A 24,885-nucleotide genomic window follows, 5' to 3' on the forward strand; every position below is an offset into this window, starting at 1 on the left:
GGTTACTCGGCAGCCGCTGGCACGGGAACCAAAACGGATTGCACCGCCTCATAGCTCACATCATCATGTTCAGCGATCACGACCAACCGGCCCCGGCGCGGTTCATTTTCGGCCCAGGGGCGGTCAAACTGATGGCGCACGCGCGCGCCCACCGCCTGCACCAGGAGCCGCATGGGCTTGCCCTTCACACAAGCATAGCCTTTGACGCGCAGGATGTTTTGCTCCTTGGCCAGAACCTCGATGCGGGCAACCAGTTCGGCCGGATCGGACACTTCGGGAATCTCCACCACGATCGATTCAAAATCGTCATGTTCGTGATCGTCATGCCCATCATGGTGTGACGGGCGCGCATCCATATCGTCTTCGGCGGCGGCCTCCAGCCCCAGAATGACGCGCGGGTCAATCAACCCTTCGGCGACCTCAATCACCGGGACGGGGCGCGGACTGCGCGCAGCGATTTCCTCTTTGGCTTTGGCCACACCTTCGGCACCGGCCAGATCGGGCTTGGTCAGCAGGATAATATCCGCACAGGAAATCTGGTCTTCGAAGACCTCGGACAAGGGCGTGTCATGATCAAGGCTGTCATCCGCAAGGCGCTGTGCATCCACCGCCGCCACATTCGAGGCAAAACGGCCCGCGGCCACGGCCTCGGCATCAGCCAGCGCGATGACGCCATCCACCGTGATCTTCGAGCGGATATCCGGCCAGTCAAACGCCTTGAGCAGCGGTTTCGGCAGGGCAAGGCCGGAGGTTTCGATCACGATATGCTCCGGGCGCGGCTCCAGCGCCATGAGCGCTTCGATGGTCGGGATGAAATCATCCGCGACTGTGCAGCAGATGCAGCCGTTCGCAAGCTCCATGATGTTTTCCGCCGGGCAATCCGGGATCGCACAGCTTTTGAGGATTTCACCATCCACCCCCACATCGCCAAATTCATTCACCACAACCGCCAGACGTTTGCCGCCGGGGTTCTGGATCAGGTGCGAAATCAGTGTGGTTTTCCCGGACCCGAGAAACCCTGTGATCACGGTGACGGGAAGTTTTGCAAGATCAGCCATTGTTGTCCTCCAGCGGCGGTATGCGCGCGATACAGTTACGTTTGAAATGTTCCGGGCGGGTGCGCCACGGGATCAGACCATCGCTGGTCTCATGATAAAGGGCGGCCCCCTCGATCAGCGTGTCCAGATGCGACGCCTCATGCAGGTTTCCGTACAGATAGGTCCACTTGTCCCCGCCCCCCCGCAGCGCGACGGAGCAGCCGGAATCGCAGTTTTGCAAACATTCCACCGCCCGCAAATCAAGCCCCTCGGGCAGACCGCGCGCCTGCAATTCATCAAACAGACGCTGGCCCGGACGTTCGCCGTCGTCGGTAACGTCGGTGCCGCGTTTGCATTTGATGCACACCAGTATCTCTGTGCGCTCACCCATGGGGGCGGCCAGTGCAGGTTACATCATTGTCCGTTATAACAGCATGTGCCGTCATCATGTCATTCCTTTCCGGAGCACCCCGCCCGGTCTTATGTTGCGTTTGTGATGGCAGGTCTCCTGGCTCGCGGGTCAGCGCGCCTCTTTTGCCTTCCCAACCCGTCTTTCGGTCAGTGGCGTGCGACAGAGGCACTCTTCGCTTACAGTTGCGGGGGCAGCCACGGCATTTCACCGCGTTCCCTTTTATGTCCCGGCCTGAACCGGAACAACCATCGTGCCCTGCATTTTCCAGCGATGGCGTGGGAAGTCAATGGCGCACCGGCTTGTCTGGCGATTATCATTTCTGATTGGCCAACTGGCGGTAGAGTGCGCGCGGTTCACCACGCCACAGGGTGCCGTCAGATACCCGCGTGACAGCGGATCACGAGGCTGCAACTATAACCATCAGAAAACACGCCGGTGTCCAGACCGGCGGCCAAACACTTGGGAGGCCATGTGCAAAACACACTGACAAGCCGCGCGGATCGGATGCACATGCGCCCCGCGTATCGTGCAAGCGTTGCTTTGTTCCGCCGGGTCGCCGCCACATGAGCGGTATCCTTACATTAAACACTGGCTCGTCGTCGCTGAAATTCGGGCTTTACCGGGATGCGCCAGAACCTGACCTGCTGCTGCACGGTCAGGTCGATGAGATTGGCGACAACGCGCTATTGATCCTGAACACCGGCGAGGAAAGAACCAAACAGAAGGTAGCGGCACCCAAGCCCGCTGCAGCGCTGGAACATGTGATGCAGGCGCTGGCGCCGCATTTGAGCGGGTTGCCCATCCACGGGGTGGGCCACAGGATTGTGCATGGCGGCATGGATTTTACGAAACCCACGCTGCTGACCGGCGATGTGATGGCGGCGCTTGCCCGGTTCAACCCGCTCGCCCCGCTCCATCAGCCCCATAACCTCGCCGGGGTTGAAGCCGCGCGCACGGCCTTTCCGGATGCCGTTCAGGTCGGGTGTTTCGACACGGCGTTTCACCGGGGCCATCCGTGGGTCAATGACACCTTTGCCCTGCCGCGCGCCTTTTATGACGAAGGGGTGCGGCGCTACGGGTTTCACGGGGTCAGTTACGAATACATCACAGGCGTTATCAAAACCACCTATCCCGACCTGCACAAAGGGCGGCTCGTGATTGCGCATCTGGGCAACGGGGCGTCCATGTGCGCGATTACAAACGGTAAAAGCGTCGGCTCCACAATGGGATTTTCGGCATTGGATGGTTTGCCCATGGGCACCCGCTGCGGCCAGATCGACCCCGGTGTGGTGCTGTATCTGCTCACGCAAAAGGGCATGGCACCCCTTGAAGTGATGGAAATGCTCTATTCCCAAAGCGGGCTTCTGGGCCTTTCGGGGATCACCAGCGATATGCGCGCACTTCTGGCCTCGGACGATCCGCAGGCGCGCGAAGCAATCGATTACTACGTATTCCGCGCCCGGCGTGAAATTGGGGCGCTGACGGCGGTGCTGGGGGGCATTGATGCGCTGATCTTTTGCGGGGGCATCGGGGAAAACGCAGCCCCCATCCGCAGCCGCATCGTTGAAGGGCTGGAGTACCTGAACATCAAGATTGACCCGGCGCAAAACCTGCGCAATGCGCGCGATATCGGGACGGGATCAACACGCGTGATGGTCATCCCGACGGATGAGGAACGCATCATCGCGCGCGCGGTTCATGCGGCAATATCATAGGGCACGACGCCTTGAGCCGGATCAATCACAACACCGGGCCAATGGTGGCGATGACATTGTGCCAGATGCGTTCGTGTCGGGGCCAGGCAAGCACCGTGTCAAGAAGTACAGGATCGGATTGCGCGATATACCCGGCCTGCCTGTCACAGATTTCGCGCGTGATGCGCGCGTCCTGCAAAAGCACGTTGTTTTCATAGTTCAGATCGAAACTGCGCAAATCCAGATTGGAGGAGCCGATCAGCGTCACTTTATCGTCTATCGTCAGTGTCTTGGCATGGAGCAGCCCCGCTTTGAACTCGTGGATATGACACCCGGCTGACAACAGCCTGCGGTAATAGCTGCGGCTGGCGGCGGCCACGATCCAGCTGTCGTTCTTTTGCGGAAAGATCAGCGTTACACGCACGCCGCGATAGGCCGCCGCACAGAGCGCATCCAGAACCGTCGCATCCGGCACGAAATATGGCGTGGTCAGCGTTATCGTGCTCTGCGCACAGTTGAAAAGGCTGGAAAACAACTGCGGCGTGGCGCTGTTGCGTTCGGTCGGGCCATCCCCGATTGCATGGGCCGGGAAGCCGGGGGAAAGACACTCGACCGTCACGGCATCAGGTTCAAACGCCTCGCCCGTTGCCTGCATCCAGTCACTCATGAACAACAGTTCATTCTGCGCAACCACGGGCCCTTGAAAACGCAGCATGATGTCCACCCATGGTCCAAACCGGGCTTTTGGCAGAAACTCCGGATCGGCACAGTTGCGGCTACCGCAATAGGTGATCTTGCCATCAATGACAGTGATCTTGCGGTGGTTGCGCAAATCAATCCGACTGGTCAGCAGTGTAAGAATGGGACGGTTGAGCGGCAGTGTCACGGCCACCTGAACACCTGCCTCTTTCATCTGCGTCCACAACGGCGATCTTATCAGCGCGCGCGAGCCCAGCCCGTCGGCCATGGCACGACATGTCACCCCGCGTTTGGCCGCGCGCATCAGCGCTTGCGCCACCTCGGTGCCCGTGCCGTCCGTCAGCCAGATGTAATACAGCACATGCACATGGCTCTGGGCGCGATCAATATCGGCGATCATGGCGGCTTTGGTGGCACGGTCATCCGCCATCAACTCCGCCTGATTGCCCGTCATGGGAAAGAAGCCGTTGATGGAACTCGCATACCGAAAGGCAGATTGGTAATAAGGGTCAATCAGGGCGTCGCAGATCTGCGCATCGCCAAAGATCACACCCGCCTGTGGCCGAATTTCGTCAAAAACCTGTTTGTGCCGGTTTTCCGCATGATGGCCGAGGTCAACCTCACCGAACAGGAAATAAAGCCCGCTGCCGACATAAGGCACAACGGCAAGAATGATAAACCACGCCAGCCGCGCAGGCGGCGACAGGTCATCGCGCAACAGGATGCGCGTCGTGAAAGCGACCACAACCACGAAATGTGCCAGTAAAAGCAGGGTCATGGCTCAGCCCCTGTCAGATCGACGGTGATCACGATTGGCAGGTGATCCGACGCGCGCGCGGCAAGGTTCGATTTATGCACATGCGATGACACAACGCGCACACCGGGTCCGAGAACAAACCGATCGAGCGCCGCTCTGGGACGGGCGGCGTGAAAGCTCAGCCCCGGGGAGACGACCTGCGCATCGGTGCCGAAATCAAGCCGCTTGAGGTTCCATTCGTTGAAATCCCCGGCCAGAATCACGGGGTGGGGGCGATCCTGCAAAACCTGCCTGAGCACATCAACCTGTTTGCGCCGCGTCCCCGGTGTCAGCCCAAGGTGCACGCCGATAATCTCGACACATGGGTCAGAGATCTGCACGGACACCGCCCCGCGCGGATCAATCGACGGCAGATCAATACGGCGCGCGGCGTGGCTGTCATAGCGGGATCGCAACAGTATCGCGTTGCCGTGCCACCCATGGCTGAGCGCGCGTACCGAGAAGTCGGGCAAGAGATAGCCCAGCTCATCCTCCAGCCGCTCAAGGGGCAGCACCCCTGCACGCGTGCCCGTCCTGCGGTCGGCCTCTTGCAACACCACCACATCCGCGTCGATTTCAAGCAGAACATCCGCGACCCGGTCCGGGTCACGCCGCCAGTCAAGACCGACAGCTTTTCGTATGTTGTAACTTGCAATTTTCACTGGTTGGACCTGGGGTTCACTTTAATCGGGGTTCAACCATGACCAATGGTCATGGACGCGGTCTTGGATGCATAGCCCAAACGGCAACGTCAGGCCAAGGCGGGAAACACATCCCCCGCCCCTGCGTCACGACCATATGGGCGCCATGCTCGACAGGGTCACAGCAAAAACCGCGTTACATCCACCTGCGTGATGGCGCCGATCGGGCATGGACCATCAGCGTCGCAATGCCCCCTGCCCCATGATGCCCGAAGATATGATCGGTTAACCGCTCAGGTCCTGCGCTTGGCGTGCTGCCGCCAAGGGCCATCGCACGCGCAGCGCTCGGCACGAGCCAGGTGACATGGCGCGGCATTACACCGCCCACCATGTGTCACCTTTCACGCGCGACTCTGAAAACCCTCCATGCGCTGGCGATCAGCAATCAGGATATGGGTTCAGATCAATTCGACTTGGGTCATGGATGCACCGCGGATCAGCGTTAAAGCCGTGCCACTGTCTGTGCAAAAACAGCAATTGCCGTCACCATGCCAAAGCGCAGTGCTTTGTCAGAAACGAACATGGGCCAGACCGTCAGGACCAGTATCGTGCGAAAACGCCCTTTGACGCGCCGTAGTTCTTGCCAAATGCTTCGGGCGCATCGCACAGGGCCACGACGTGGCGTTCCACTTTCGCGGTTTCAAGCGCTGCGACCGTCTCGCGGACCGCTGGCCGTGGGCATTGATCATAGCCCGCGACCAGAACATGCGCATTCAGATGCGTTGCAATGCGCGAGGCGTCCGGCGCGCTCAGAACAGGGGGGGTGTCAAAGATGATGATCTCATACCGCTGACGCAGTGCCTCGATCAGCTGCGAGAACCGTTCCACCTCCAGAAGGTCAGCCGGGTTAACCTGAGAATGACCGCTCGGCAGCAAGTCAAATCCGGGCCCGTCCAACGTCGTGATCGCATCCGATGGATCGACATCGCCGGCGATGACCTCATGCAGACCGGGGTGATCACGCGCAACGCCAAGGCTTTTGGACAAAGCGCCCGAACGCATGTCACCATCCACAACGATGACACGGCGGTCGATCTTGGCAAAACTATGCGCCAGCGCTTGCGTGACCAGCGACTTACCTTCGCTTGGCACCGATGAGAATACACCGGCCACAATCGGCCCGGTGACGTCAGCGCTTGCCACAAGCCGATGGCGCAAAGCGCGGATACCATCCAGAAAGGGCGATGCTTCTTCTGACGACAGATCCAGCGTGCCGGAGGTGTTCTTGCCTCCCTTGCCGCCATGCGCCGGGGGCAGTTGGACGATGCTGTCGCTGCCGGTGATTTCCGCCAGTTCCGAGACGCGGCGCACGCGGTCGTTGGCCGCTTCGCGCACCAACACATGGGCAATTCCGATAAAGAGCCCGAGCACAGCCGCAATCGCCACCATGCGGCGGCGCCCTTGTGCATCCGTGCGCAGGGGGGCCTCGGCTGTGGCGAGGATCTGCGCACCGGCGTCGCGCAAACCTGTCTGAATCGAAAGCTCCTTGAGGCGCGCAAGCGAGCTTTCATAGACCTGTGACGTGGTCTCCACCTCAACCTCCAACTGGCGCAGGCCGACCATGAAGGCATTGGCCTCGGCAATCCGCTCCTCAATGGCGACAAGCCCGTTGCGCAGCGCCGCGTTGAGTTGTTCGAACCGTGACCGCTCCGCCTGCACCGCGGCGCGCAGCGTTTCAATGTCCTGCGCAACAGTTTCAGCACCGACAGACCGACCCAGATTGGTCCGCTCCATGCGCAAGAGCGTTTCGTTTTGATCAACGGCCGCCCGCACGGCCTCGAAATCGCCCTCTGGTGTTGCATCCAGCACTGCAAGCGCTGCGTTCAGTTGATCCAGGGATGTCTGCGTGCTCTCAAGCCTTGCGCGGACATTGACCGCCTCGCCCGCGAGATCAGACGTGGATTCCATCGCGGTGCTCGTGGCGCTGGCGCTGTAATCCTGCAAAAGCGCCTGATCAGCCTCCAGACGCAGGCGCAGTTCATTGACCCGCGTTCTCAGGGCCCCCGCCGCGCGTTCGGTTTCGCTCTGCCCGCGCTGCAGCTGATAGTCGAGATAGGCATCAAGATAGGCATTCGCGATGGCTGCGGATTTTTCCGGAACGGTCGTCGTCGCCCGCAGGACGATCACATTTGTCCCCGGCAGAATGCTGACTTGCGTGATCGAGGCCAGCCAATCCAGCGCGAACTGGCGCACGATGCTGTCGGGGTAAATCTCTGCCTCAGGATCGTCTGCGAGGATCGCGATATTCGGGTTCACCTCGGGGTCATTGGTCAGGTCCAACCGTTCGATCACCTGCAGCGCGAGGCTGCGCGACCCCAGAATGGTCAGTGCATTCACGATTGCGCCCTGCGTAACCTCAGCGTCACCGGCACTGTCAAATTCGACAATCTCGAGATTTCCGCGCGCCAGAAGCATCTGCGCCTCGGCGGTGTAGGTGTCAGGCGCGCGCAGCACCAATATCGCGGTCAGCAGCGTCAAGATGAACGCCGGCACCATGATGCGCAGTTTGTTACCCCACAAAAGTCGCCACAGCGCCACGATCCCGACCGGAGAATCATCCTGGTCAGGCTGTTCGGGGAAGGTATTTCTGGGCGTATAATGCATCTGAATTACTCAATCATCACTTTGTATTGCCATGGCAGCGGGATCACACAGGCATCCATTGCCCCGGTATGAAGCCAAAAATTGTCTGACGCGTTAATAAGACCGTTTCTTGGGGCATGAAAGGGCAAATGGCTTTTCCAGCCATTTGGGCGAAAATTGCACGCGAAAAGCGCGCCACATGCCCAGCTTATCGGCTAAATTAACCGACCAAGCGCGAATCTGCCTGCCATTGCTTGCACCGTGCAGCCGTTAAGATGTAAGCCCTTTAAAACACCACGCAAAGACTGACGGATAGGCATTGTGCGATGACGCTACCGAATTATTTTTATGGCGGCCCACCAAAAGCAGGCTCTTCCTGGATTTACAGCCTTTTGGCCGCGCACCCGGAGGTTTTCGTCCCCGAGGGGAAATACGTACAGTTTTTCACGGATTTCTATGATCGCGGCATCAATTGGTATGAAAAGCTCTATGAGACGGCGACGCCTGAGCAGACGGCACGATGTGATCTGACCACGGATTACCTGTTTGTCCCCGAAGCGGCGGAGCGGCTGGCACAACACGTCCCGGATGCGCGTATCTTCTTTTCGCTGCGCAACCCGGCGGAGCGGGACTGGTCCGCCTATCAGCACCTTTTGCGCACAGGACAGGCGCGCGGTTCGCTTGAGCAGGAAGCCGACACAGCACACCGTTTGCTGTCGACCTGCAGCGCCTATTCCGACGCGATCGAACGCGCATGGCGGCTTTTTGGCAAGGAAAACACGCATATCCTGTGGTTTGACGATATCAAATCGAACCCGCAGGCGGCGGCCGACTCGCTGCATGATTTCATGGGCGTATCGCGCCGGATGATCGATGCGGATGACGAGGGGGCCAAGAATGTGGCCCGTGCCGCGCGCAACCCTTATCTCAACGGGATGCTCAAGCAGGGTGCGGTCGCCTTGCGGGCCGCTGGCCTGAGCAAGGTGCTTGGCAAACTCAAGGACAGCGCGCTGGTCGACAAGGTATTGTTCAGCAAGGACCGGGTGCCAAAGCTGCGCGACACACCTGACGCGCTGGCCTTTTTGAACGATAGGCATGCCGCCGAAATCGACCGGCTGGAAACCCTACTGGCGCGCGATCTGTCCGCATGGCGAGGGCGTCCGTGACAGCCCGCCACCGGACGAATAGCGTATCGGACGCTTTGGGCGCGCTGAGCTGGCGCGTCTATGTCTTTGCCATTCTGCTGAGCTTTTTCGTTGTGGTTGAACCTGCACCAACCGATCTGGTGTTCATGATCGCGGTGGCGATCTTTTGCTTCTCGCGCCCCGTCACGACCAATTTCCTCAGCGGATCGGCACTGTTGGGCATCTACCTGTACCTCGCTTTCTCGGTTTTATCGCTCGTTTTTGTAGAATTCGTTTTCATGTTCGCCTTGCGGGCCGTTGCAATCGAATTTTACATGATCGGGCTTTTTGCGATGACCGCCTACTTCGTGAAAACGCGGGGGGATGCGGCCTTTGCCACTATTCTGGGCGCAATGGCGATTGGCGGTGTGCTTGCCTCCTTTGTGACGCTTGTGGCCCTGTTCGACCTCATCCCCAACAGCGAAATCCTGTTTCGCGGTGAAGGCGCGCGAAACAGGGTGAAGGCGACGTTCAAGGATCCAAACGTATTTGGCCCCTTCCTGGTGCCGGGCTTTCTGTTCCTGACCTGGGTGGTGGTGGAATCGCCGCGCTTTCGTCTTTGGGCGCTCGGGGCCATGGGTCTTGTGACCATATCCCTGATCGCGACTTTCTCACGCGGTGCATGGGTCCATGCATTCATCTCACTGTCGGTCTTCAGCCTTGCCCTGCTGGTCTATCGCCCCACGGCGCGGGCCACATTCACGGCCATTGTGTGGTTCGCGATTATCGTCTGCTGCGTCATATTGCTGTTTCTGGATCAGATCACGGCGCGCCTTGCGGATTCCTTTTTCGCGCAACGCCTGTCCCTGCAAACCTATGACACCTCGCGCTTTGGCTATGTCGCTGATGCCGCCCGCCAAATCTGGGAGCACCCGCTGGGCATCGGACCGTTTCAGGCGCGCTATGTCTATGGATATCTGCCCCATAATACCTTTGTCGCCTTTGCCATGCACAATGGTCTTTTTGCCTGTCTTGGGCTGATCCTGATCTATGGCTCGGCGATGGCCCGCTGCATCGTGAAAGTCGTTGATCAACAGCCCGGCTGGACAAAATATGCACTGGTCTTTTCGGTTTTGCTCGGGCTTCTGGTGCTGATGCAGGTTGTGGGCTCCATCCATTGGCGGCACATGTATCTGGTCTGTGGGCTGGCCTTCGGGACCTATACGACAAACACCCTGTTGGTTGCCCCGAACCCGCTGCGCAGGCGCAAACGTGCTGCGCGTCGGCGAAACTGGCAACCTGCTGAATGACCACGACCAAAATCAGGGCAAGTGAACCATGAAAAAACTCATGCTCGGCAGTGTTCTGTCTGCGGGTCTGAAAGTCGCAAGCGCCGGGTTGACGTTCCTGATGTTCATGCTGCTTGCGCGTGTCCTGGGGGCCGAGGAATACGGGCTCTTCGCCTCAATGTTCGCGCTTGGCACGATTGGTGCGATCACGGCACTCTTTGGGCAACACACGCTGAGCATCAAAACGCTGTCCGCACTGGGCGATGACCCGGAACGCGCAGCGGACAGGCGCTTTGCCATCCGGCGCAGTTTTCTGATCACGCTGGCCGGTGCGGTCCTGGTCATCGGCGCGATCCTCGGCGCAGGATTGGCCGCGCCGCTGCTGGGCTTTGATGTCAATCCTGTCTACCTGATCGGAGCCTGCGCGCTGGTCATCCCCTTTGCGCTGGCCGAACTTGTGTCACACCAATACCGCGGCTTCGGGAGTATTCTGTGGGCGCTGGCACCGCGTGACGTCTTGTGGCGTGCAATCGTCCTTCTGGCCTGTCTGGGGGCGGCCAGTATGCCGTTTGTGTTTCGGGATGCCTTTACGGCGATGATCGGCATTTCCCTTGTTTTGATGGCCCTCGTCGTTGTGCAGTTGATCGCCATGCTGCTGCGCTATCGCGACCAGTTTGCGGCCCGCCCGGGCGCGCAGGTTTCGGTCACCATGCCGTGGGGCGTGTCGGCCTGGATGTGGGTTGCCTCCCTTGGCACGATGGGCGCAAGCCTCAACCTGTCTGCTGCTGCGCTGTTCTTGCCGCCGGATCAGATCGGGGCCTATTTCGCAGCACAGAAAACATCGCAGCTTTTGCAATTGCCCATCATCGCGATCAACATTGCGGCGACCCCTGTTTTCGCCCGCCTTCACAGTCAGAACGACATCAGCGGCCTGTGCGATGTGGGCCGAAAACTGGCAATGCTGATTGCGGGGCCGCTGGCCATCGGGGCCGCCATTCTGATCTTTTTCGCGCCTGATCTGTTGTCCCTCTTTGATCCGAGCTTCGCAGCCGCCGCGCTCGCGTTGAGTATTCTGGCGGGCAGTTACCTTTTGATCGGACTTGGCGGGCCAACCCGCCCGCTGATGTTGATGAGCAACGGGGAACGCCCGGTGGTGCGCATGACCCTGATATCCGAGGCCGTGGGCCTGATGCTCATTCCTGTGCTGGTGCCCGCCTTCGGGATTGTCGGGGCGGCATTGGCCGCATTTGTGGTGCGCGTGCTTTTCACCCTGCAAACCGTTGCATGGTGCCGCAGCAAGCTTGGCGTGGATACGTCCATTCTGTCGGTATTGACCCGCGGCAAAAAGGCGGTGTGAGGCTCATACCGCACCCATGACGTAGCCGTAACGGCGCGCTGCGGGGCCGCAAATCATCCGCGCCAGCCGTCGGTCAGTCCCCGAGATTTCATCGCGCCATGAGGTGTTTGGATCAAGCGTCACCTCCCCGAGGATAAACCGTGCAGGATTGCCGCTGATGGAGTGCTGGGCGTGCACGAGCGCTGCGCGACTGTTTTCGCCCCCCCTGCCCCCCGGCACCTGCTCAAACAGTGGCGCAGCGTCGGTCGCCAGCGCCCTTTGCCAGTTCTCGGCAAAATCCTCGAAGCGCACCCTGTAATAGCGGTCCGGCGCAAGATGCGCGAACCGCTCGCATTCCGCATTCACCACAGCCCACTGCAACAGCGAACGTGTGGATGAATATCGCGGAAACAACTGCCCTTCGGAGACATCCTCGCGCGGCTTCCTTTTCTTCCAAGAGTGCAAGACAGCACGCGGGTCGCGCACCAGATGCAAGAAAACGACGTCAAAGGACCGCTGCTCATAAAGCAGGTTCAGCGCGTAAAACGGGCTCTTGGATGCATCAATCAAAACCCGGCTCTGGCTTCTCTCGAACGCCTCTGCATATAGCCCCATCAAAAGGTCAAGATCGCCTGCAGAGCGGTCAAAGTACGTCTTTCGGGATCGTTCGTTGTGCAGGCCCGGAAACTGCCGACGCCGCGCCCCGCTGCCGATTGAACGCGTCAAGGCGCGCGCCCGCTCAGAATCCATAGCCTTCAACGGTTGCGCACCAAAGGACAGGTCGGGCCAGAAAGCGCATTCTGAAAACGCGGCCTCGCAGCCGCATATTCCATCTTCCATGACACCACGGTCCCACAGATAGCGCATTTCGCCCAAAGATGCGGCGTCAGGCATGGAGCCAAGAATATTTGCCATCACGGAGCTGCCGCTGCGGCCCCACCCCAGAATGTAAACCAGCAAGGGACGCGCATGTTGCCTGAACCCGATTGACACCGCGCTATGCATGTTCAACCCATTTTCCAGCATCTGAACCGGCGAGAAGGCGCGCGAGTGGCGGTCGGGCAAATGCAATGGTCATGAAAAGAGCAACCGGAAAAGTTCTGCGTCCAAGCGTGGTGGAGGGTTTCCATAGGGTCAACCCCCGGCGACAAAATCATCAAAATCTCGCCAAGTCCATGCCACCAAATCATACTAATTTGAAATCAGAGCGGGTTTGAGTATATTTCCTACGCCGCACGCTCTGGACAAAACGCGTGAAACAGGGTCAGTGTCTGCGCGTCACATGAAAGGGTAATTCGATGTTCTTTAAGGGGGTCGGTGTTTGGTATGCGTAAGTCATTGACAGAAATTATTGGTCGTACGGCACGCACTTTTGCAGTTGGGCTGCTGTGCACGCTGGCAACCGCTGCTACGGCAGAGCCCTACCGTCTGGCACCGGGTGATCGTGTGCTGGTCCAGATCATCGAATTGAACAACCACTCTTACGTCGGCACGGTGGATACGGCAGGTCAAATCCGCCTGCCTTATCTGGGCACGCATCTGGCTGCGAACAAAACGCTCGATGAGTTGTCGCAGGATATTTCGCTGGCTGTCGCAGGCCAGCAAATCCGTTCGGTCCAGAACGGCATATCCTCGGTCATCGTGCTGGATGAACAGGACATTTTCCTTGATATCGACACCTATCGCCCCGTCACCGTGGTCGGCGCTGTCGCCGCACCGGGCCGCGTCCCCTTTGAGCCGGGGCTCAATGTGCGGGCCGCCATCGGCTCGGCTGGCGGGAACGCGCTGGCGGGGCAAACGGAACGCGTTGATCAACTGGCCAACTTTCGCACCCGGCAGGCCGAGTTGCGCGAGACCGAAGCATGGCTTGCGGCGGAGCTTTGGCGCATCGACGTTCTGCTGTCCGGCGCGGACAGCGATACACCGATTGGTGAAGAGTACCGGATCGTCGAAGATCGCCTCGACAGCCGCGATGTCGAGAATTTCAGACGCATGATCGACGGCGCGCGCGCGCAATTGGACCGGGAACGCGAAGACAATGCAGCGCGGATCGTTCTGACCAAGAAGCGCACGGAGTTTCTTGAAACCGCGCTGGCGCAGTTTCAAACAGCATCAGAGATCGAGGAAGAAAGACTGCAGGATGTTCTGCAGCTGTCAAACCGGGGGCTGACCACGGTCAACTCTCTCGACAATGCCCGCGAGGGGGCGCTTAACGCGTCGTCGCGTTTGCTGACGACGCAAGCCGATCTGGCCGCCGCAGAGAGCGAATTGCAGTCGCTGATGATCGAAAAACAGGGGCTGGACGCAGACTTCGTTCAGGCGTTGATGGATGAGAAAGCCAAGTTCGAGCGTGACTATGACGAAGCGCGGGCGCGTCTGACCAGCCTCAACCGTGAACTGGCGCTTGGCACCTTCACCGCCGAACAGGACGACTCCACGGAACTGCAATACATCCTGCATCGTCAAGACGGCGCAAGCGAGACGAGCACGGAAGTCACGCCAGACACGCTGTTGCGTCCGGGCGACGTTGTGGAAGTGATCTTTACCTACAACTGAACCGATTGGACGAGGACGTCAGGACGGACAATTGAGCGCTGAGTCAAAGGCGCCATTCTCGCGCACCTCGGCGCCAATTCTGTTCCAGACATCCCCGCCCGATGACAGGATCAGATTACGCTCGACCCGGACGTCCTGCGCGAAATCACCAATACCGCCCAAGCGCACCGCGTCCCGCTTGACGTCGCACACACAGTTCTCGGCAATGGTGATGTTGCTGAACTTTCCGATCCCGCTGTCATCCTTGTGGCGGTAAGCCATGATGCCAAAGCCATTGCTGTCAAAGACAAGGTTGTCGACCACGCGAATGCGATCAAGGTTCGGGTTCTGCGGATCCCGGCCGGATTCGCGCGCCAGAACGATACCGTTCTGAACGCCGAACACGGCGTTGCGCTGCACATCAATATTCGCGACCGTGCGGCTTCCTGCGTCAATGTAGATGCCGTGCCGCTCGATCCCGTGCATGACATTATCTGTGATGGACCCGTTGATCGCCCCCGCCTTGGCATCAATCCCATATTGGCGCGTATCGAATATGTAGTTGTTTCGGATCACAAACCCATCCACGCCGCCGCCAAGGGAAATAGCTTCGTTGACACCCTTGGGGTAATTCGTGTTGGTCATCCTGTTGCCCTGTACGAGGATGTCGAACAGGCGGTATTCATTCACCTTGGTGACATAGCGCATGACGATCCCACCGACATAGATCGCCGCGTTCCCGGTTGTATCAATGTCATTGTTCAGGATGCGAATATCCCGCTCGCCTTCATCGGTGCCTTCGACAAAGATGCCGTCACGGGCTGCATTCTGAAGACGAAACCCGGAGACAGTGATGTGGCTGGCCCCGCGGATCTCGATCAAGCCGCGCGTTTCCCTGCCGGTTCCGTCAATGACTGCGCGCTCGGCGCCAACGGTTTGCCCGGCAATGATGATCGGCGCCGAAGGCGTGCCCGACATGCGCATCACAACCGGTTGGTACTCGCCCGGCTGGACGATGATTTTGTCCCCGGGACGCGCATTGTTCAATGCCACCTGCAGGCGCTGCAGCGGACGTGCCTCAGACCCGTTCCCGCCCCGCGCGGCGCGGCTGGAGACAAAGACCAGCCTGTTGGGGTTTTCCTCAACGACGGGCACATCCTGAAGCGACAAAAGATGCTGCGCCATATCGGGCGTGCTCAACCCTTTGTTCGCAAGGGTTTGCAGCGCGCCGACACACCAACCGCCGGCCTGGCTGGCCGCATGAACCGGCACTGCAAAACCCGCTGCCAACAGCAGCAGCACCAAAAACAGACGGTGAGCGCCCGTCAACAGGGCGTTCATTTTGACACGCATCATGATTTATTCATTCCATTTTGACCCAGATCAGCACAAACGCCGCGCTTTTGTCCATATTGCTGCGAGCATATTGAAATAAATAGGCATCTTGGCTCTGGAAGCTACAGCCTCACGGTCTTATCAATGGAGATGCGCCTTTTTTTCTGGCAAACGTAGCCGCACCCTAGGAATAGTAGCCACCTCATGGATTCCAGCCTCAATACAGCGGAAATGCGCCTGCATGTGGCCTTTGCCAAAGTGGGCTTTACGCAAGACGAACAGCGGGCGGCCGAATCGCTGGCGCGGCAGGTCACCGACTGGGACGGTTTCGTGGCAACGGCGATGCGCAATTTCAGCCTGCCCAACATGCGCATGCACCTCAGTCGCATGACCCCGGATTGCGTGCCGCAAAAGGTGCATGATGAGCTGAACACCGCAGCCAATGCGTCGGCCATCAGGAACATGTTGCTGGTATCCGCCCAGCATAAATTCAAGGAAAGGTGCCTTGATCCGCTTGGGGCCGAGGCGTTGTTTTTCAAAGGCATCAGCCTGGTCAGCCAGTACTACCCGGATCTCGGCCTGCGGCCTTGCCGCGACATTGACGTTCTGGTGCGCCCCGAAACGCTGCGCCCCGTTGTGCTGGCGGCAATCGACGCAGGCTATAAGTTCGTCGTGCCCGGCCAGGCCGAGCATCCGCTGACAGAACCCTCGGAAATTGACGCCGCACTCCATTATCGCAATGACGCGAGCCTTCTGACGCCGGAAGGCATGGCGATTGACCTGCAGGTCAAGCTGGACAAATACTCCGGCATCTTCTCGCGCGAGGATGTCTTTGCGCAGGCCATACCCGCCGTGCTCGGTGGCAAAGAGTTCATGACCATGCCGCCTGCGTTTCTGTTCAACTACCTGTGCCACCACCACGCACGGCATGTCTGGTCCCGGCTGCACTGGCTGAGCGATCTGGATGCGCTGGTCAATGCGCCCCAATTTGATGTGGATGAGGCCGTCGCGCTGGCCCAAAAGCTCAATCAGAGCGGTACTGTCGAGGCCAGCCTTGAGATGCAGCGCCTCATGTCGCCCGCGCAATCCTGGGATGACGCCCCGGAAATGTGGCGGGGCTTCAAGTTTCTGGAACTCAGTCTGCGTAACCTCTCCGGTGACCTCGATCTGGAAAAACGCATCGGGTTCAACATGAAGGGCGCGGAATTCATGTTTGACTGGCAAGCAGATCCCAGCCTCATTCGCAAAGCACGGCTGCGCCACTCCCTGCGCGTGTGGCAGCCGACGATCCGACAATACACCCGCTTTCCCCTGCCGCGCGGCTTGCGATGGCTTTATGTCTTCCCGAGGTTCATGCACCTGTTGGAAAGAACGCGGGATCGGGGCGGCAAGAAAGCAGAATAAACCCTGAGCCCATCACGAAGGACAGGCGCATGGTTGACCTTCTCCCCTTGGAACGCTTTGAGAGCCCGGACAAAAACTTTTGAGGACATCTGATACCATGCAGCAGCCGCTTCGCATTGCGCTTGTTCTGGAAACCTCTGGCGGAGGGTCCGGGCGCCACGCGCTTGATCTTGCCGAAGGGCTGGCCCTGTCCGGCCATGACGTCACCGTGATCTGGTCACCGGTGCGCGCACAGGAAGATTTTCAGACACGGCTGTTGGCCATGCCGACTATTAAAAACCTGCAACTGACGATGCATCGCGCTGTAGGGTTGGCCGATGCAAGCAGCCTGCGTGCGCTCAAATCGCTGCTGAAGGCGCATGGCCCGTTTGATGTGATCCACGGTCACAGCTCCAAGGCAGGCGCGTTGATCCGCCTGCTGCCGCGCAGTATCCCCGGGGCGCGCATTTACACGCCGCATGCTTTTCGCACGATGGACCCGGATATGGGCGGCCGGGCCCGGCGCGTCTATGGCATGATCGAACGGATTCTCGCGCCGCGTGGGGATCAAATCATCACTGTGAGTTCCGCAGAATATCAGCACGCCGTCGGACTGGGGATCAACGCGCGAAAGCTGACGACAGTTGTGAATGGAGCGACGCTGCACGGTGAGGCGGATCGTGCTGCGGCGCGCGCCTTCATGGAGCTTGGGCCCGATGACGTGGCGGTCGGATTCATCGGACGTCTCGACGCACAAAAAGCGCCACTGCGCTTTGTCGAGGCGGTTTCATTGGCCGCAAAGCAGGCGCCCCACCTGCGCGGCCTCGTGATCGGCGATGGGTCACTGCGTGCGCACGCAGAAGCGCTCAACACCGCAGACGCGGTTCGGTTTCTGGGGTGGCAGGATGGACCGGCGCTGTTTCCCGGCCTCGATGTCTTTTGTATGACCAGCCACTACGAAGCGATGCCCTACACCCTGCTTGAGGCGCTGCATGCGGGCGTGCCGATTGTGACCACCTCTGTTGGCGGCGTCGAAGAAACCGTGAATGAAGGCGTGAACGGATTTGTGCTGCCGACAGACAGCACCGCAGCCGAGATTGCAGAACCGCTGATCAAGCTTGCCACAGACGCCGGGCAACGCGATGCTTTTGGCGCTGAGGCCCAACGCATGGCCATGACACGCACGGTGCAGGTTATGGTCGAGGACACAATACGCGTGTATCAGACCGCCTGCGCGCAGGGCTGACGCGAACCGGGCCGCGTCGCGCGTCGCGTCTACCGTGAGGCACGTCAGTTTTCGCGTTCAACCGCAGGCAAATGCAGCGAACAAGCAGTAAAAGCGAAACGCTTTTAAAGCGTCATGCGAAAAACCTTGATCACGCAACGCTGCCTGAAACCAAGGATTTCAACGCGGTACGTGATGTTTGATGCTTCAGGCATTTCGTCAGACGCTCTAGTAGAGCCCGACAATGCCGGACGCCGTCGTCCCCGTCTGATGCACGACCGTGCAGCGCAGCGGGTAAATCATGCCGGGTTGAACCGATGCGAGGTTAACGGTCTGACCATGTGCCATCGTAACCGTCAGGTTGCCTTCGGCTCCGACGTAGACCGCGCGGGTCACATGCAAAAGTGGTGTGGCATCATCCGGCGTAATCTCGAAAGCTCCGAAAGCAGGTGCATTCAGGCCAGGACTATGGTGTTTGAAAGGATCAGACATGTTCACTCACTTTGGTTTGAAGGATTGACGGCTTCTGCGTGGACTTATGCCCTCAAATATCCTTGCAAAGTGAGAACCCACCGCACGCCCGGTTAGGATATCCGTACCGCGCACGGTCATAGCTTTTCGGGTTTAACCTGAGGCATGCCAGATTGCTTCTCGCATGCGACCAAAGGCAAAGGCAGCGCACATGTGATGCAGGATGGACGCGAAACGCATGTAAGCGTGGCCAACAATTGCGCGCACGTGTCTTCAAGCAGCCACAAAGGTCAACCGTTTGGAGTCTGCGACTGGCGGTGCGCGCATCAGGTGGTCTGATCGACGAATTGCTCAATCGTTTCGGACAGATCATCAAGGCGGGTCAGGTCCGCAGGCACCAGTAATTCAAAGACAGGCGCTTGTGAGACAACGGCACCACAGCGTTTGAGGTGGCTTATCAGATGGGCCTGCCCCAACCGCGTTTCGCCGTAGCGCGCCATAAAGGTATAGCGCAACACTGTCTCAAGCGCCTTGTGCGGGGGCAGGCGAACGGCCTTGGGCGCGCTGACCTCATCGCTCCTGCGCAGCATGAACAGGCTGCCCAAGGGCACCGCATCCTCCGCAATCGGAGTTGCCATCCGCTTTTGTACCTTGGGCAGCGAGGGATGAATCAACCGATCGCTTGCCTCATCGCCAAGGCCGAGCGCCTCGATGGAATCCGGCCAGAGCTTCATGCTCGAAAAACCCGGCTGCACCGTCAGCGTTTCATCTTCAGACAGGGTCTGGCCCACGGCGACCAGATCATCGGTAATCGGCACATGCCCGCGCGCCACCAATGCAGCACTGGTCGTTGACTTGCCGGCCCCCTTGTCCCCCAGAAAAAGCGCCGCATGACCCTGCACCGATACCGCACTAGCGTGCAGACACAGAACGCCCCGCCGTTCAAGCACCAGCGACATCACCAAACCCAGAAGCGCCTGCGACACGAGATAATCCGATACGCCTTCCTTCGGCTCGATCCTGACCGTTGACGGATCATCGATGCAAAATGTTCCGACCGCGTTCCAGTGCATATATTGCCGGTCAGGCTGGATATCGAAATAGGGGTCGAATTCGGGGGCGCGGGCCGGGGAAAGGCCTGTTGTGCGTTCCACACGCACCACGTCGCCCGCCTCTGCTGGATCAACCAGTTCCAGCACATCACAGATGAAATCAGACGCGAGCGTGAGCCCGAACACGGCGTAGTAATGCGGTTCCATCAAATCAGCATCCCCTTGGCCTGTGCTTCACGCCATTCAGTAAGCCCTTTAAACCAATAACTTAAAACGGCCAGTCGCCACAACGCTCTAATCGCAGCCACGTCTGTGACTTCGCGCACAATCACCTGTTGGCGCACTCGCTCTGCGGCATCGGCATTGACGAAATCACCCAGCGGCGCGAAAAATCCAATGTCTTTATCACTGTAAAACTCATGGATGACGGCAGAAATCTCATCCCCGAATTCCGCTTTGTCCGCGCGTGTTCTGATGCTCTCTGGCAGGATCCCGCGCATCGCCTCGCGCAGCACCCATCTGCTGCGGCCATCACGCAGTTTCATTTCTGCAGGAAATGACAGGCACAGGGATACGACACGGCGGTCGAAAAAAGGATATCTTGGCAGAACACCGGCGGCACTGGCCGAACGGTGGAGCACTTCAAACGCCTGCGCCATCAGTGGCGCTTTCAAGGCCCGCAGGTGCGTCAGCCTTTCGGCCCTATTGAAATCCGCCTGCGTCTTTAACAACGGGTCGGGCGCGTATCTTTCTTCCGCGCCGATCTTTCGCTGCAGGTCGGGCGCGATCAACGCCATGGGCTTTTCCGACCAGCCAGCGATGGAAGACCGCTTTGTTTGGTAGCGTGCCAGCTTCAGACACAGGCGGCGCAGCGGATTTCTGGGGCGCATTCCGCTGTAATGGGCGATATGGCTGGCGAAAAGGGTGAGAAACGGCAGGCTATGGACCTGCGCCGCGCCACGCGCCTCACGATAAAGCTGCCAGAATTTCCGGCGTGTCGCCAGTTCCACGAGGCGCCCGTATCCATGCGATATGACCTCATCGCCGCCGTGCCCGTCAATCACCGCCGTCAACCCCAACGCGCGCGCATCGCTGTAGATACGCCGCGATTTCGCAAGGCCTGGTGCGAGAAACAAATCCATCTGTTCGTCGATCAGCGGGCCAAGGTCATCGAGCGGGGGCGCACCCGAAATCGCAATTTTATGCGGTACACTGCCGAAGAGTTCATTGGCCGCGTCGATGTAAGGCGTTTCGTCATATGCCTTATCCGCACCATATACGAAAGAGACGGTTTTCAAAGGCGCAACCGATGCCTTTGCCGCCAACCCGGCAAGGGCCGAGGAATCCAACCCACCGCTCAACATTGCGCCGACACGTCCTTCGGGGCGCAGACATGAACCGGTGGCCGTCTGCAGCGTGTCCCGCAAGCGCGCGGGGCAATCGCTTTTCACCGTAGTCTCAGGGATTTCCAGTTGCCAATACCGGCGCGGCGTCACCCCTTCACCTGCCGCTTCAAGGCGATGCGCTGGTGGCAGGCGCAGCACTTGTTCAAAGGCTGTGCGGTCGAAATCGACTTCCTCGCCGTGGATGTAATCGGCAAGTCGCGTCGCATCGGCATTCAGCGCGATACCGGACACATGCAGACACGCGCGCAAATCGGACGCGCATGTCACCGCGCCATCAGACACCGTGTAATAGAACGGGAAGATGCCGAAATGATCCCGGTACGCCTCAAAACGACCAGTCTCCTTGTGAACGAACACAAGTGAGAATGCACCACATACGTCATGCACAAAATCCGGCCCCTTGGCCACGCGCAAAGCGAGCAGCAATTCGAGGTCCGACTGTTCAGCGGCCTGCTGGGGCGATGCATCACCGTGGTGGGCCACACTCTCACGGTCATGCAAAAACGCAAGGCCAAAGGCGACCCAACCGGCAGCGTTACAAACCCCTGCATCACCGGTTGTCGCACCATCCACGCCAGCCACTGGCTGCGTCAGATGCCAGCCCTGATCCTGCAAACGCGCAATGCGCGCAGGCGCGGCGTGTGAAGCGGTCCCGGCAAGGGAGATCCGCGAGACAAAACAATGCGTCATAAAGAGACGGACGATCTGACAGGCGTTGGCAGATCCAGGATCTTGTTGAAATCGAGCAAGGTGCCTTCATTACCTTCAAGAACAACCTGCCCGTTCCAAGTCAGCCATGCGTGCGCTTTGAGCGTCGTTTCATCCTCTTTCTTCAGACCCATTGTGATGGTTGACGGGATGCCCTTCCACGACAGGATCGCCTGACAGGAAATCGTCTGCGTCAGGCAGCTGGCATCGGGGATAAATCGCGCGATCCGGGCAACCGCATGCGTCACGCGCGCGACCGTGGCGCGCCGTTCCAGTTGCGGGTCATCCGGGCATGGACGTACCAGCGCCGCCCGGATGCGTTGATAACGCGTGACCCAAAGGCCGACACGTACCACCAGTACAACCAGCAGACTTAAGGTGTAAATTCCTGCCCAACGAATAGCGCGCATGTATCACTTGGCCTCATCCGCCACGACCTTGACCACATTCGCCTCAACCATCTGACCCACAAGGGTTTCGATGTCTGCTCTGCACTGATCATCCGTCACATCGAATTTTTCTGTCACAATCTGAACCATCTCATTCAAAGACTTAGGTTCGGACAAGCCCAGCCACAAGGCCGACGCGGTCGCATTCATCGTGAAATAGGTGTTGGTCTGGAGATGCAGCAACGCCCTGTCCCCGCCAATATCGCAATCCACCACATCAGACTGCGCGACATAACAATTTTCAGATACCATAAGGCCGATCCACTTTAATTATATTTGGTGTACGACACCAGAAACAGAACACGCTTAAAGATCGCTTGAAAAAGGGATGGCGTAAACCAAAAAACAGCGTTCCTGAAACATCCAAAAAAATGCCGGAGACCGGTTCACCCGGACTCCGGCGGAGTTATATTAGACTGACGCCACAAGGACGCCCGACCTGTCGCTTAGGACAGTGTCAAGTCTGTGAATGGCGTGCCAGCTGGGAATGCCGCGTCAAGGCTGGAACCTGTGGAACCACCTTTTGTTACGGCCTCAACTTTGCCATGCGAGCGCAGTACAGGCGCTTCGTATACAGCTTTAGTCATGACTTCTCCTTAAATATTAACCAGAAATAGTTAACGCGTATTAACTATATCGGTCTTACAGAGCAATTCTCAAGGCTTATTCTCAGGATTTGTCGGTTTTCCGCCTAAAAACTGCGCCATGCCTAAAGTTTAACACGTAGCGTCTAGCTTCGGTAGCCACGCCCCTGCCGTTCAAACATTTCGGCATAGCGCCCATTTTGACCAATAAGTTGCGCGTGGGTGCCTTCTTCGACAATTTTACCGTTGTCTAGCACGTAAGTATAGTCTGCCTGTCGGATCGTCGACAGCCTGTGGCTGATCACAAGGGCACCGCGCCCTTCCAGCTTGTCACGGAAGCCGTCAAACAGTTCCGCCTCCGCATTCGGGTCGATGGCACTGGTTGGTTCATCCAGAATGATGAATTTCGATTCGGGGAACATCGCTCTGGAGAGCGCTATTTTCTGCCACTGCCCCCCCGAAAGCTCAACACCACCATCGAACATGCGCGACAGAACCGTGTCATAGCCATGCGGCAGTTCTTCGAGAACCTCATGCGCGCCGGTCAGTCGCGCAACATCATGCAGCCGCGCGTCGTTCCCGTCCCGGCCCAGATCCGCCAGCCGAATGTTATCACGCCCGGTGTAGGCGAATTGAACGAAGTCCTGAAAAATCACGCTGAACTGTTTGCGGTAGGCGACCGGGTCGAATGCCTGAACATTCACGCCATCATAGGTCACACTGCCTTCCTGCGGGTCATAAAGGCGGCACAAAAGCTTGATCAGCGTGGTTTTCCCCGACCCGTTGCCCCCGACAAGTGCCGTGAACTGCCCCGGCCTGATGCGCAGCGACACATCCTCCAAAGCCGGCTGCTCCGAGGTCGGATAAGAGAAAGTCACATGTTCGAGCGCAACACCTTCTTTCGCCTGCGCCGGGAGCGGTTGCGCCACCTCGCCCTTCGCCATGACGGGTTTCAGTTCAAGAAATACAAAGAGCTGGTTCAGGAACAATTGATCGTCATAAAGACGCGACAGACTCATCACGAAATCCCGGCCAGCGGTTTCCGCCCGCACCAGGAGCAGCACCACCATGATAAGGTCCGAAAGCTGTGCCTGCCCTGTGGAAAACCGGTACAGAATGAACGCAGCAGACGCAAAAACCACCAGCGTCCCCACGACCGACACGAGGCTTTCCGCAATGGATTTCCGGCGCTCAATCGCGAGGTAATCCTTGCGCACGACCTTGCGGATATTCATGTATTGCGCGCGCAGATACGCGCCAATATCCCATAGCCTGATTTCCTTGGCGAAGGGCTGCGATGTCATCAGCCAATCCGCATAGGAAGCGTGGCGTTCCTTTTGCACAAGCCGGCGTTGGAGCAAAAACCGCTGCCGGGTAAACCGCACCTGCACAACCAGCATCAAACCAACCGCGATCAGACTGATGGGCAACAACCGCCATTCAACGATGAAGAGGACAACCGCAATACCTGCGAGCATCATGCCGCCCCGAAACACGTTCAGCGCATTGGCGATGACCTGTGCGGGGCGCTGTGCACCTGCCTGTCGCGCGCGCTCAAGACTGTCGTAGTAAAGCGCGCTGTCGTAAAAGCTCAGGTCAGCCGCGACCGCGCGTTCCTGAATGGCTCTGTTCACGTAGTCGCTGACGACGAACCCTTGGGCTGCGCGATAATAATTCGCCACCGAATGCATGATACGGCCAGCCAAAAACAACCCCAGTACGATCGAGATTGCCGCCAGAACGCGGCCCATATCGACACCATCGCCTGAATTTGCAGATTGGGTGATATCGTCAACGGCGAGCTTGATGGCCAGCAGCGCGCCAAGTGCCAGCATGATTTCCAGCAATGCCGCCACGAAAACAAAGATGCCCAGTCGCTTGCTGCTGTACTTCAGCAGCGCGATGACTTTGCGCCACAGGGAAAAGTAGCGTTCGATCTTACCGGAGATGGAAGGAGATTGGGCCGACATCTGTGTTAAACCTTTCGACGGTCTGTTTAAAACCGTCGAACCGGCAATACCACAGGCAAATTCAATTGGGTCTCATGCGGTCGTTTTTGGGCAGGC

21 protein-coding genes and 1 riboswitch are annotated in these 24,885 nt (G+C 58.7%); of the genes, 7 read left to right on the plus strand and 14 right to left on the minus strand.

Translation table 11 applies throughout. The annotated features are described in order from the left end of the window. Window positions 1-2 precede the first annotated feature (2 nt). Window positions 3-1,058: a cobalamin biosynthesis protein CobW gene (gene cobW / locus RD1_RS17535; RefSeq protein ID WP_011569903.1), complete on the minus strand. Its 1,056-nt coding sequence runs from the start codon at window positions 1,056-1,058 to the stop codon at window positions 3-5. Beyond that, entirely contained in the window at window positions 1,051-1,428 is a 378-nt protein-coding gene (locus RD1_RS17540) for a DUF1636 family protein (RefSeq protein WP_011569904.1), read from the minus strand. Before RD1_RS17540 ends, cobW begins: the two co-directional genes overlap by 8 nt. Before the next feature lie 89 nt (window positions 1,429-1,517). After that, window positions 1,518-1,714, minus strand: a riboswitch (cobalamin riboswitch). Window positions 1,715-2,012: 298 nt separating this feature from the next. Here RD1_RS17540 and RD1_RS17545 point away from each other — a divergent pair. After that, window positions 2,013-3,164 (plus strand): acetate/propionate family kinase, encoded by a 1,152-nt coding sequence (locus RD1_RS17545; protein WP_011569905.1) that lies wholly within the window; start codon window positions 2,013-2,015, stop codon window positions 3,162-3,164. Between the two features lie 25 nt (window positions 3,165-3,189). On the opposite strand, the gene cls is transcribed toward RD1_RS17545, so the two are convergent. The 3 genes from cls to RD1_RS17565 form a co-directional block, all read right to left on the minus strand. Beyond that, on the minus strand, window positions 3,190-4,620 hold the full coding sequence (gene cls, locus RD1_RS17550; RefSeq protein WP_011569906.1) for a cardiolipin synthase: 1,431 nt from the start codon (window positions 4,618-4,620) through the stop codon (window positions 3,190-3,192). Then, the gene (locus RD1_RS17555; protein WP_011569907.1) at window positions 4,617-5,300 is read right to left on the minus strand and encodes an endonuclease/exonuclease/phosphatase family protein; all 684 of its coding nucleotides are present in this window, start codon (window positions 5,298-5,300) and stop codon (window positions 4,617-4,619) included. Before RD1_RS17555 ends, cls begins: the two co-directional genes overlap by 4 nt. 573 nt (window positions 5,301-5,873) lie before the next feature. Then, a complete protein-coding gene (locus tag RD1_RS17565; RefSeq protein ID WP_011569909.1) occupies window positions 5,874-7,943 on the minus strand; it encodes a GumC family protein in 2,070 nt (689 codons plus the stop codon). Window positions 7,944-8,248: 305 nt separating this feature from the next. Between RD1_RS17565 and RD1_RS17570 the strand changes: the two genes are divergently transcribed. Genes RD1_RS17570 through RD1_RS17580 form a run of 3 tightly spaced genes read left to right on the plus strand, consistent with a single transcriptional unit; the run spans window position 8,249 to window position 11,692 of the window. Next, on the plus strand, window positions 8,249-9,088 hold the full coding sequence (locus RD1_RS17570) for a sulfotransferase family protein (RefSeq protein ID WP_011569911.1): 840 nt from the start codon (window positions 8,249-8,251) through the stop codon (window positions 9,086-9,088). Beyond that, window positions 9,085-10,356, plus strand: a complete 1,272-nt coding sequence (locus RD1_RS17575) for an O-antigen ligase family protein (RefSeq protein WP_011569912.1) — start codon at window positions 9,085-9,087, stop codon at window positions 10,354-10,356. The genes RD1_RS17570 and RD1_RS17575 overlap by 4 nt, the downstream gene beginning before the upstream one ends. A gap of 28 nt (window positions 10,357-10,384) precedes the next feature. Further along, on the plus strand, window positions 10,385-11,692 hold the full coding sequence (locus RD1_RS17580) for a lipopolysaccharide biosynthesis protein (RefSeq protein ID WP_011569913.1): 1,308 nt from the start codon (window positions 10,385-10,387) through the stop codon (window positions 11,690-11,692). A gap of 3 nt (window positions 11,693-11,695) precedes the next feature. Here the strand turns inward: RD1_RS17580 and RD1_RS17585 are convergent, their stop codons facing one another. After that, window positions 11,696-12,586 carry a sulfotransferase gene (locus RD1_RS17585; protein WP_245897313.1) on the minus strand — a complete coding sequence of 297 codons (891 nt, stop codon included), beginning with the start codon at window positions 12,584-12,586 and terminating at the stop codon, window positions 11,696-11,698. Window positions 12,587-12,997: 411 nt separating this feature from the next. On the opposite strand from RD1_RS17585, the gene RD1_RS17590 reads away from it, so the two are divergent. After that, complete coding sequence (locus RD1_RS17590) at window positions 12,998-14,227, plus strand: polysaccharide biosynthesis/export family protein (RefSeq protein ID WP_011569915.1); 1,230 nt, start codon at window positions 12,998-13,000, stop codon at window positions 14,225-14,227. Between the two features lie 18 nt (window positions 14,228-14,245). On the opposite strand, the gene RD1_RS17595 is transcribed toward RD1_RS17590, so the two are convergent. After that, a complete protein-coding gene (locus tag RD1_RS17595) occupies window positions 14,246-15,562 on the minus strand; it encodes a right-handed parallel beta-helix repeat-containing protein (protein ID WP_074958744.1) in 1,317 nt (438 codons plus the stop codon). A gap of 183 nt (window positions 15,563-15,745) precedes the next feature. Between RD1_RS17595 and RD1_RS17600 the strand changes: the two genes are divergently transcribed. Together RD1_RS17600 and RD1_RS17605 are read left to right on the plus strand one after the other, a co-directional pair. Further along, window positions 15,746-16,945 carry a nucleotidyltransferase family protein gene (locus RD1_RS17600; RefSeq protein ID WP_011569917.1) on the plus strand — a complete coding sequence of 400 codons (1,200 nt, stop codon included), beginning with the start codon at window positions 15,746-15,748 and terminating at the stop codon, window positions 16,943-16,945. A gap of 97 nt (window positions 16,946-17,042) precedes the next feature. Beyond that, window positions 17,043-18,170, plus strand: a complete 1,128-nt coding sequence (locus RD1_RS17605; protein ID WP_044033246.1) for a glycosyltransferase family 4 protein — start codon at window positions 17,043-17,045, stop codon at window positions 18,168-18,170. Window positions 18,171-18,377: 207 nt separating this feature from the next. Here the strand turns inward: RD1_RS17605 and RD1_RS17610 are convergent, their stop codons facing one another. The 7 genes from RD1_RS17610 to RD1_RS17635 form a co-directional block, all read right to left on the minus strand. After that, window positions 18,378-18,641 carry a spike base protein, RCAP_Rcc01079 family gene (locus RD1_RS17610; protein WP_011569920.1) on the minus strand — a complete coding sequence of 88 codons (264 nt, stop codon included), beginning with the start codon at window positions 18,639-18,641 and terminating at the stop codon, window positions 18,378-18,380. A gap of 305 nt (window positions 18,642-18,946) precedes the next feature. Then, window positions 18,947-19,879: a hypothetical protein gene (locus tag RD1_RS17615; protein WP_011569921.1), complete on the minus strand. Its 933-nt coding sequence runs from the start codon at window positions 19,877-19,879 to the stop codon at window positions 18,947-18,949. Further along, window positions 19,879-21,768: an asparagine synthase-related protein gene (locus RD1_RS17620; RefSeq protein ID WP_074958747.1), complete on the minus strand. Its 1,890-nt coding sequence runs from the start codon at window positions 21,766-21,768 to the stop codon at window positions 19,879-19,881. The genes RD1_RS17615 and RD1_RS17620 overlap by 1 nt, the downstream gene beginning before the upstream one ends. Then, a complete protein-coding gene (locus RD1_RS17625; protein WP_011569923.1) occupies window positions 21,765-22,196 on the minus strand; it encodes a lasso peptide biosynthesis B2 protein in 432 nt (143 codons plus the stop codon). Before RD1_RS17625 ends, RD1_RS17620 begins: the two co-directional genes overlap by 4 nt. A gap of 3 nt (window positions 22,197-22,199) precedes the next feature. Next, window positions 22,200-22,487 carry a PqqD family protein gene (locus RD1_RS17630; protein ID WP_011569924.1) on the minus strand — a complete coding sequence of 96 codons (288 nt, stop codon included), beginning with the start codon at window positions 22,485-22,487 and terminating at the stop codon, window positions 22,200-22,202. Between the two features lie 194 nt (window positions 22,488-22,681). Further along, the gene (locus RD1_RS20865) at window positions 22,682-22,822 is read right to left on the minus strand and encodes a lasso RiPP family leader peptide-containing protein (RefSeq protein WP_105880277.1); all 141 of its coding nucleotides are present in this window, start codon (window positions 22,820-22,822) and stop codon (window positions 22,682-22,684) included. Window positions 22,823-22,965: 143 nt separating this feature from the next. Then, complete coding sequence (locus RD1_RS17635; protein ID WP_011569925.1) at window positions 22,966-24,789, minus strand: ABC transporter ATP-binding protein; 1,824 nt, start codon at window positions 24,787-24,789, stop codon at window positions 22,966-22,968. Between the last annotated feature and the right edge of the window lie 96 nt (window positions 24,790-24,885).

This window comes from Roseobacter denitrificans OCh 114, from assembly GCF_000014045.1.
Taxonomy (GTDB): domain Bacteria; phylum Pseudomonadota; class Alphaproteobacteria; order Rhodobacterales; family Rhodobacteraceae; genus Roseobacter; species Roseobacter denitrificans.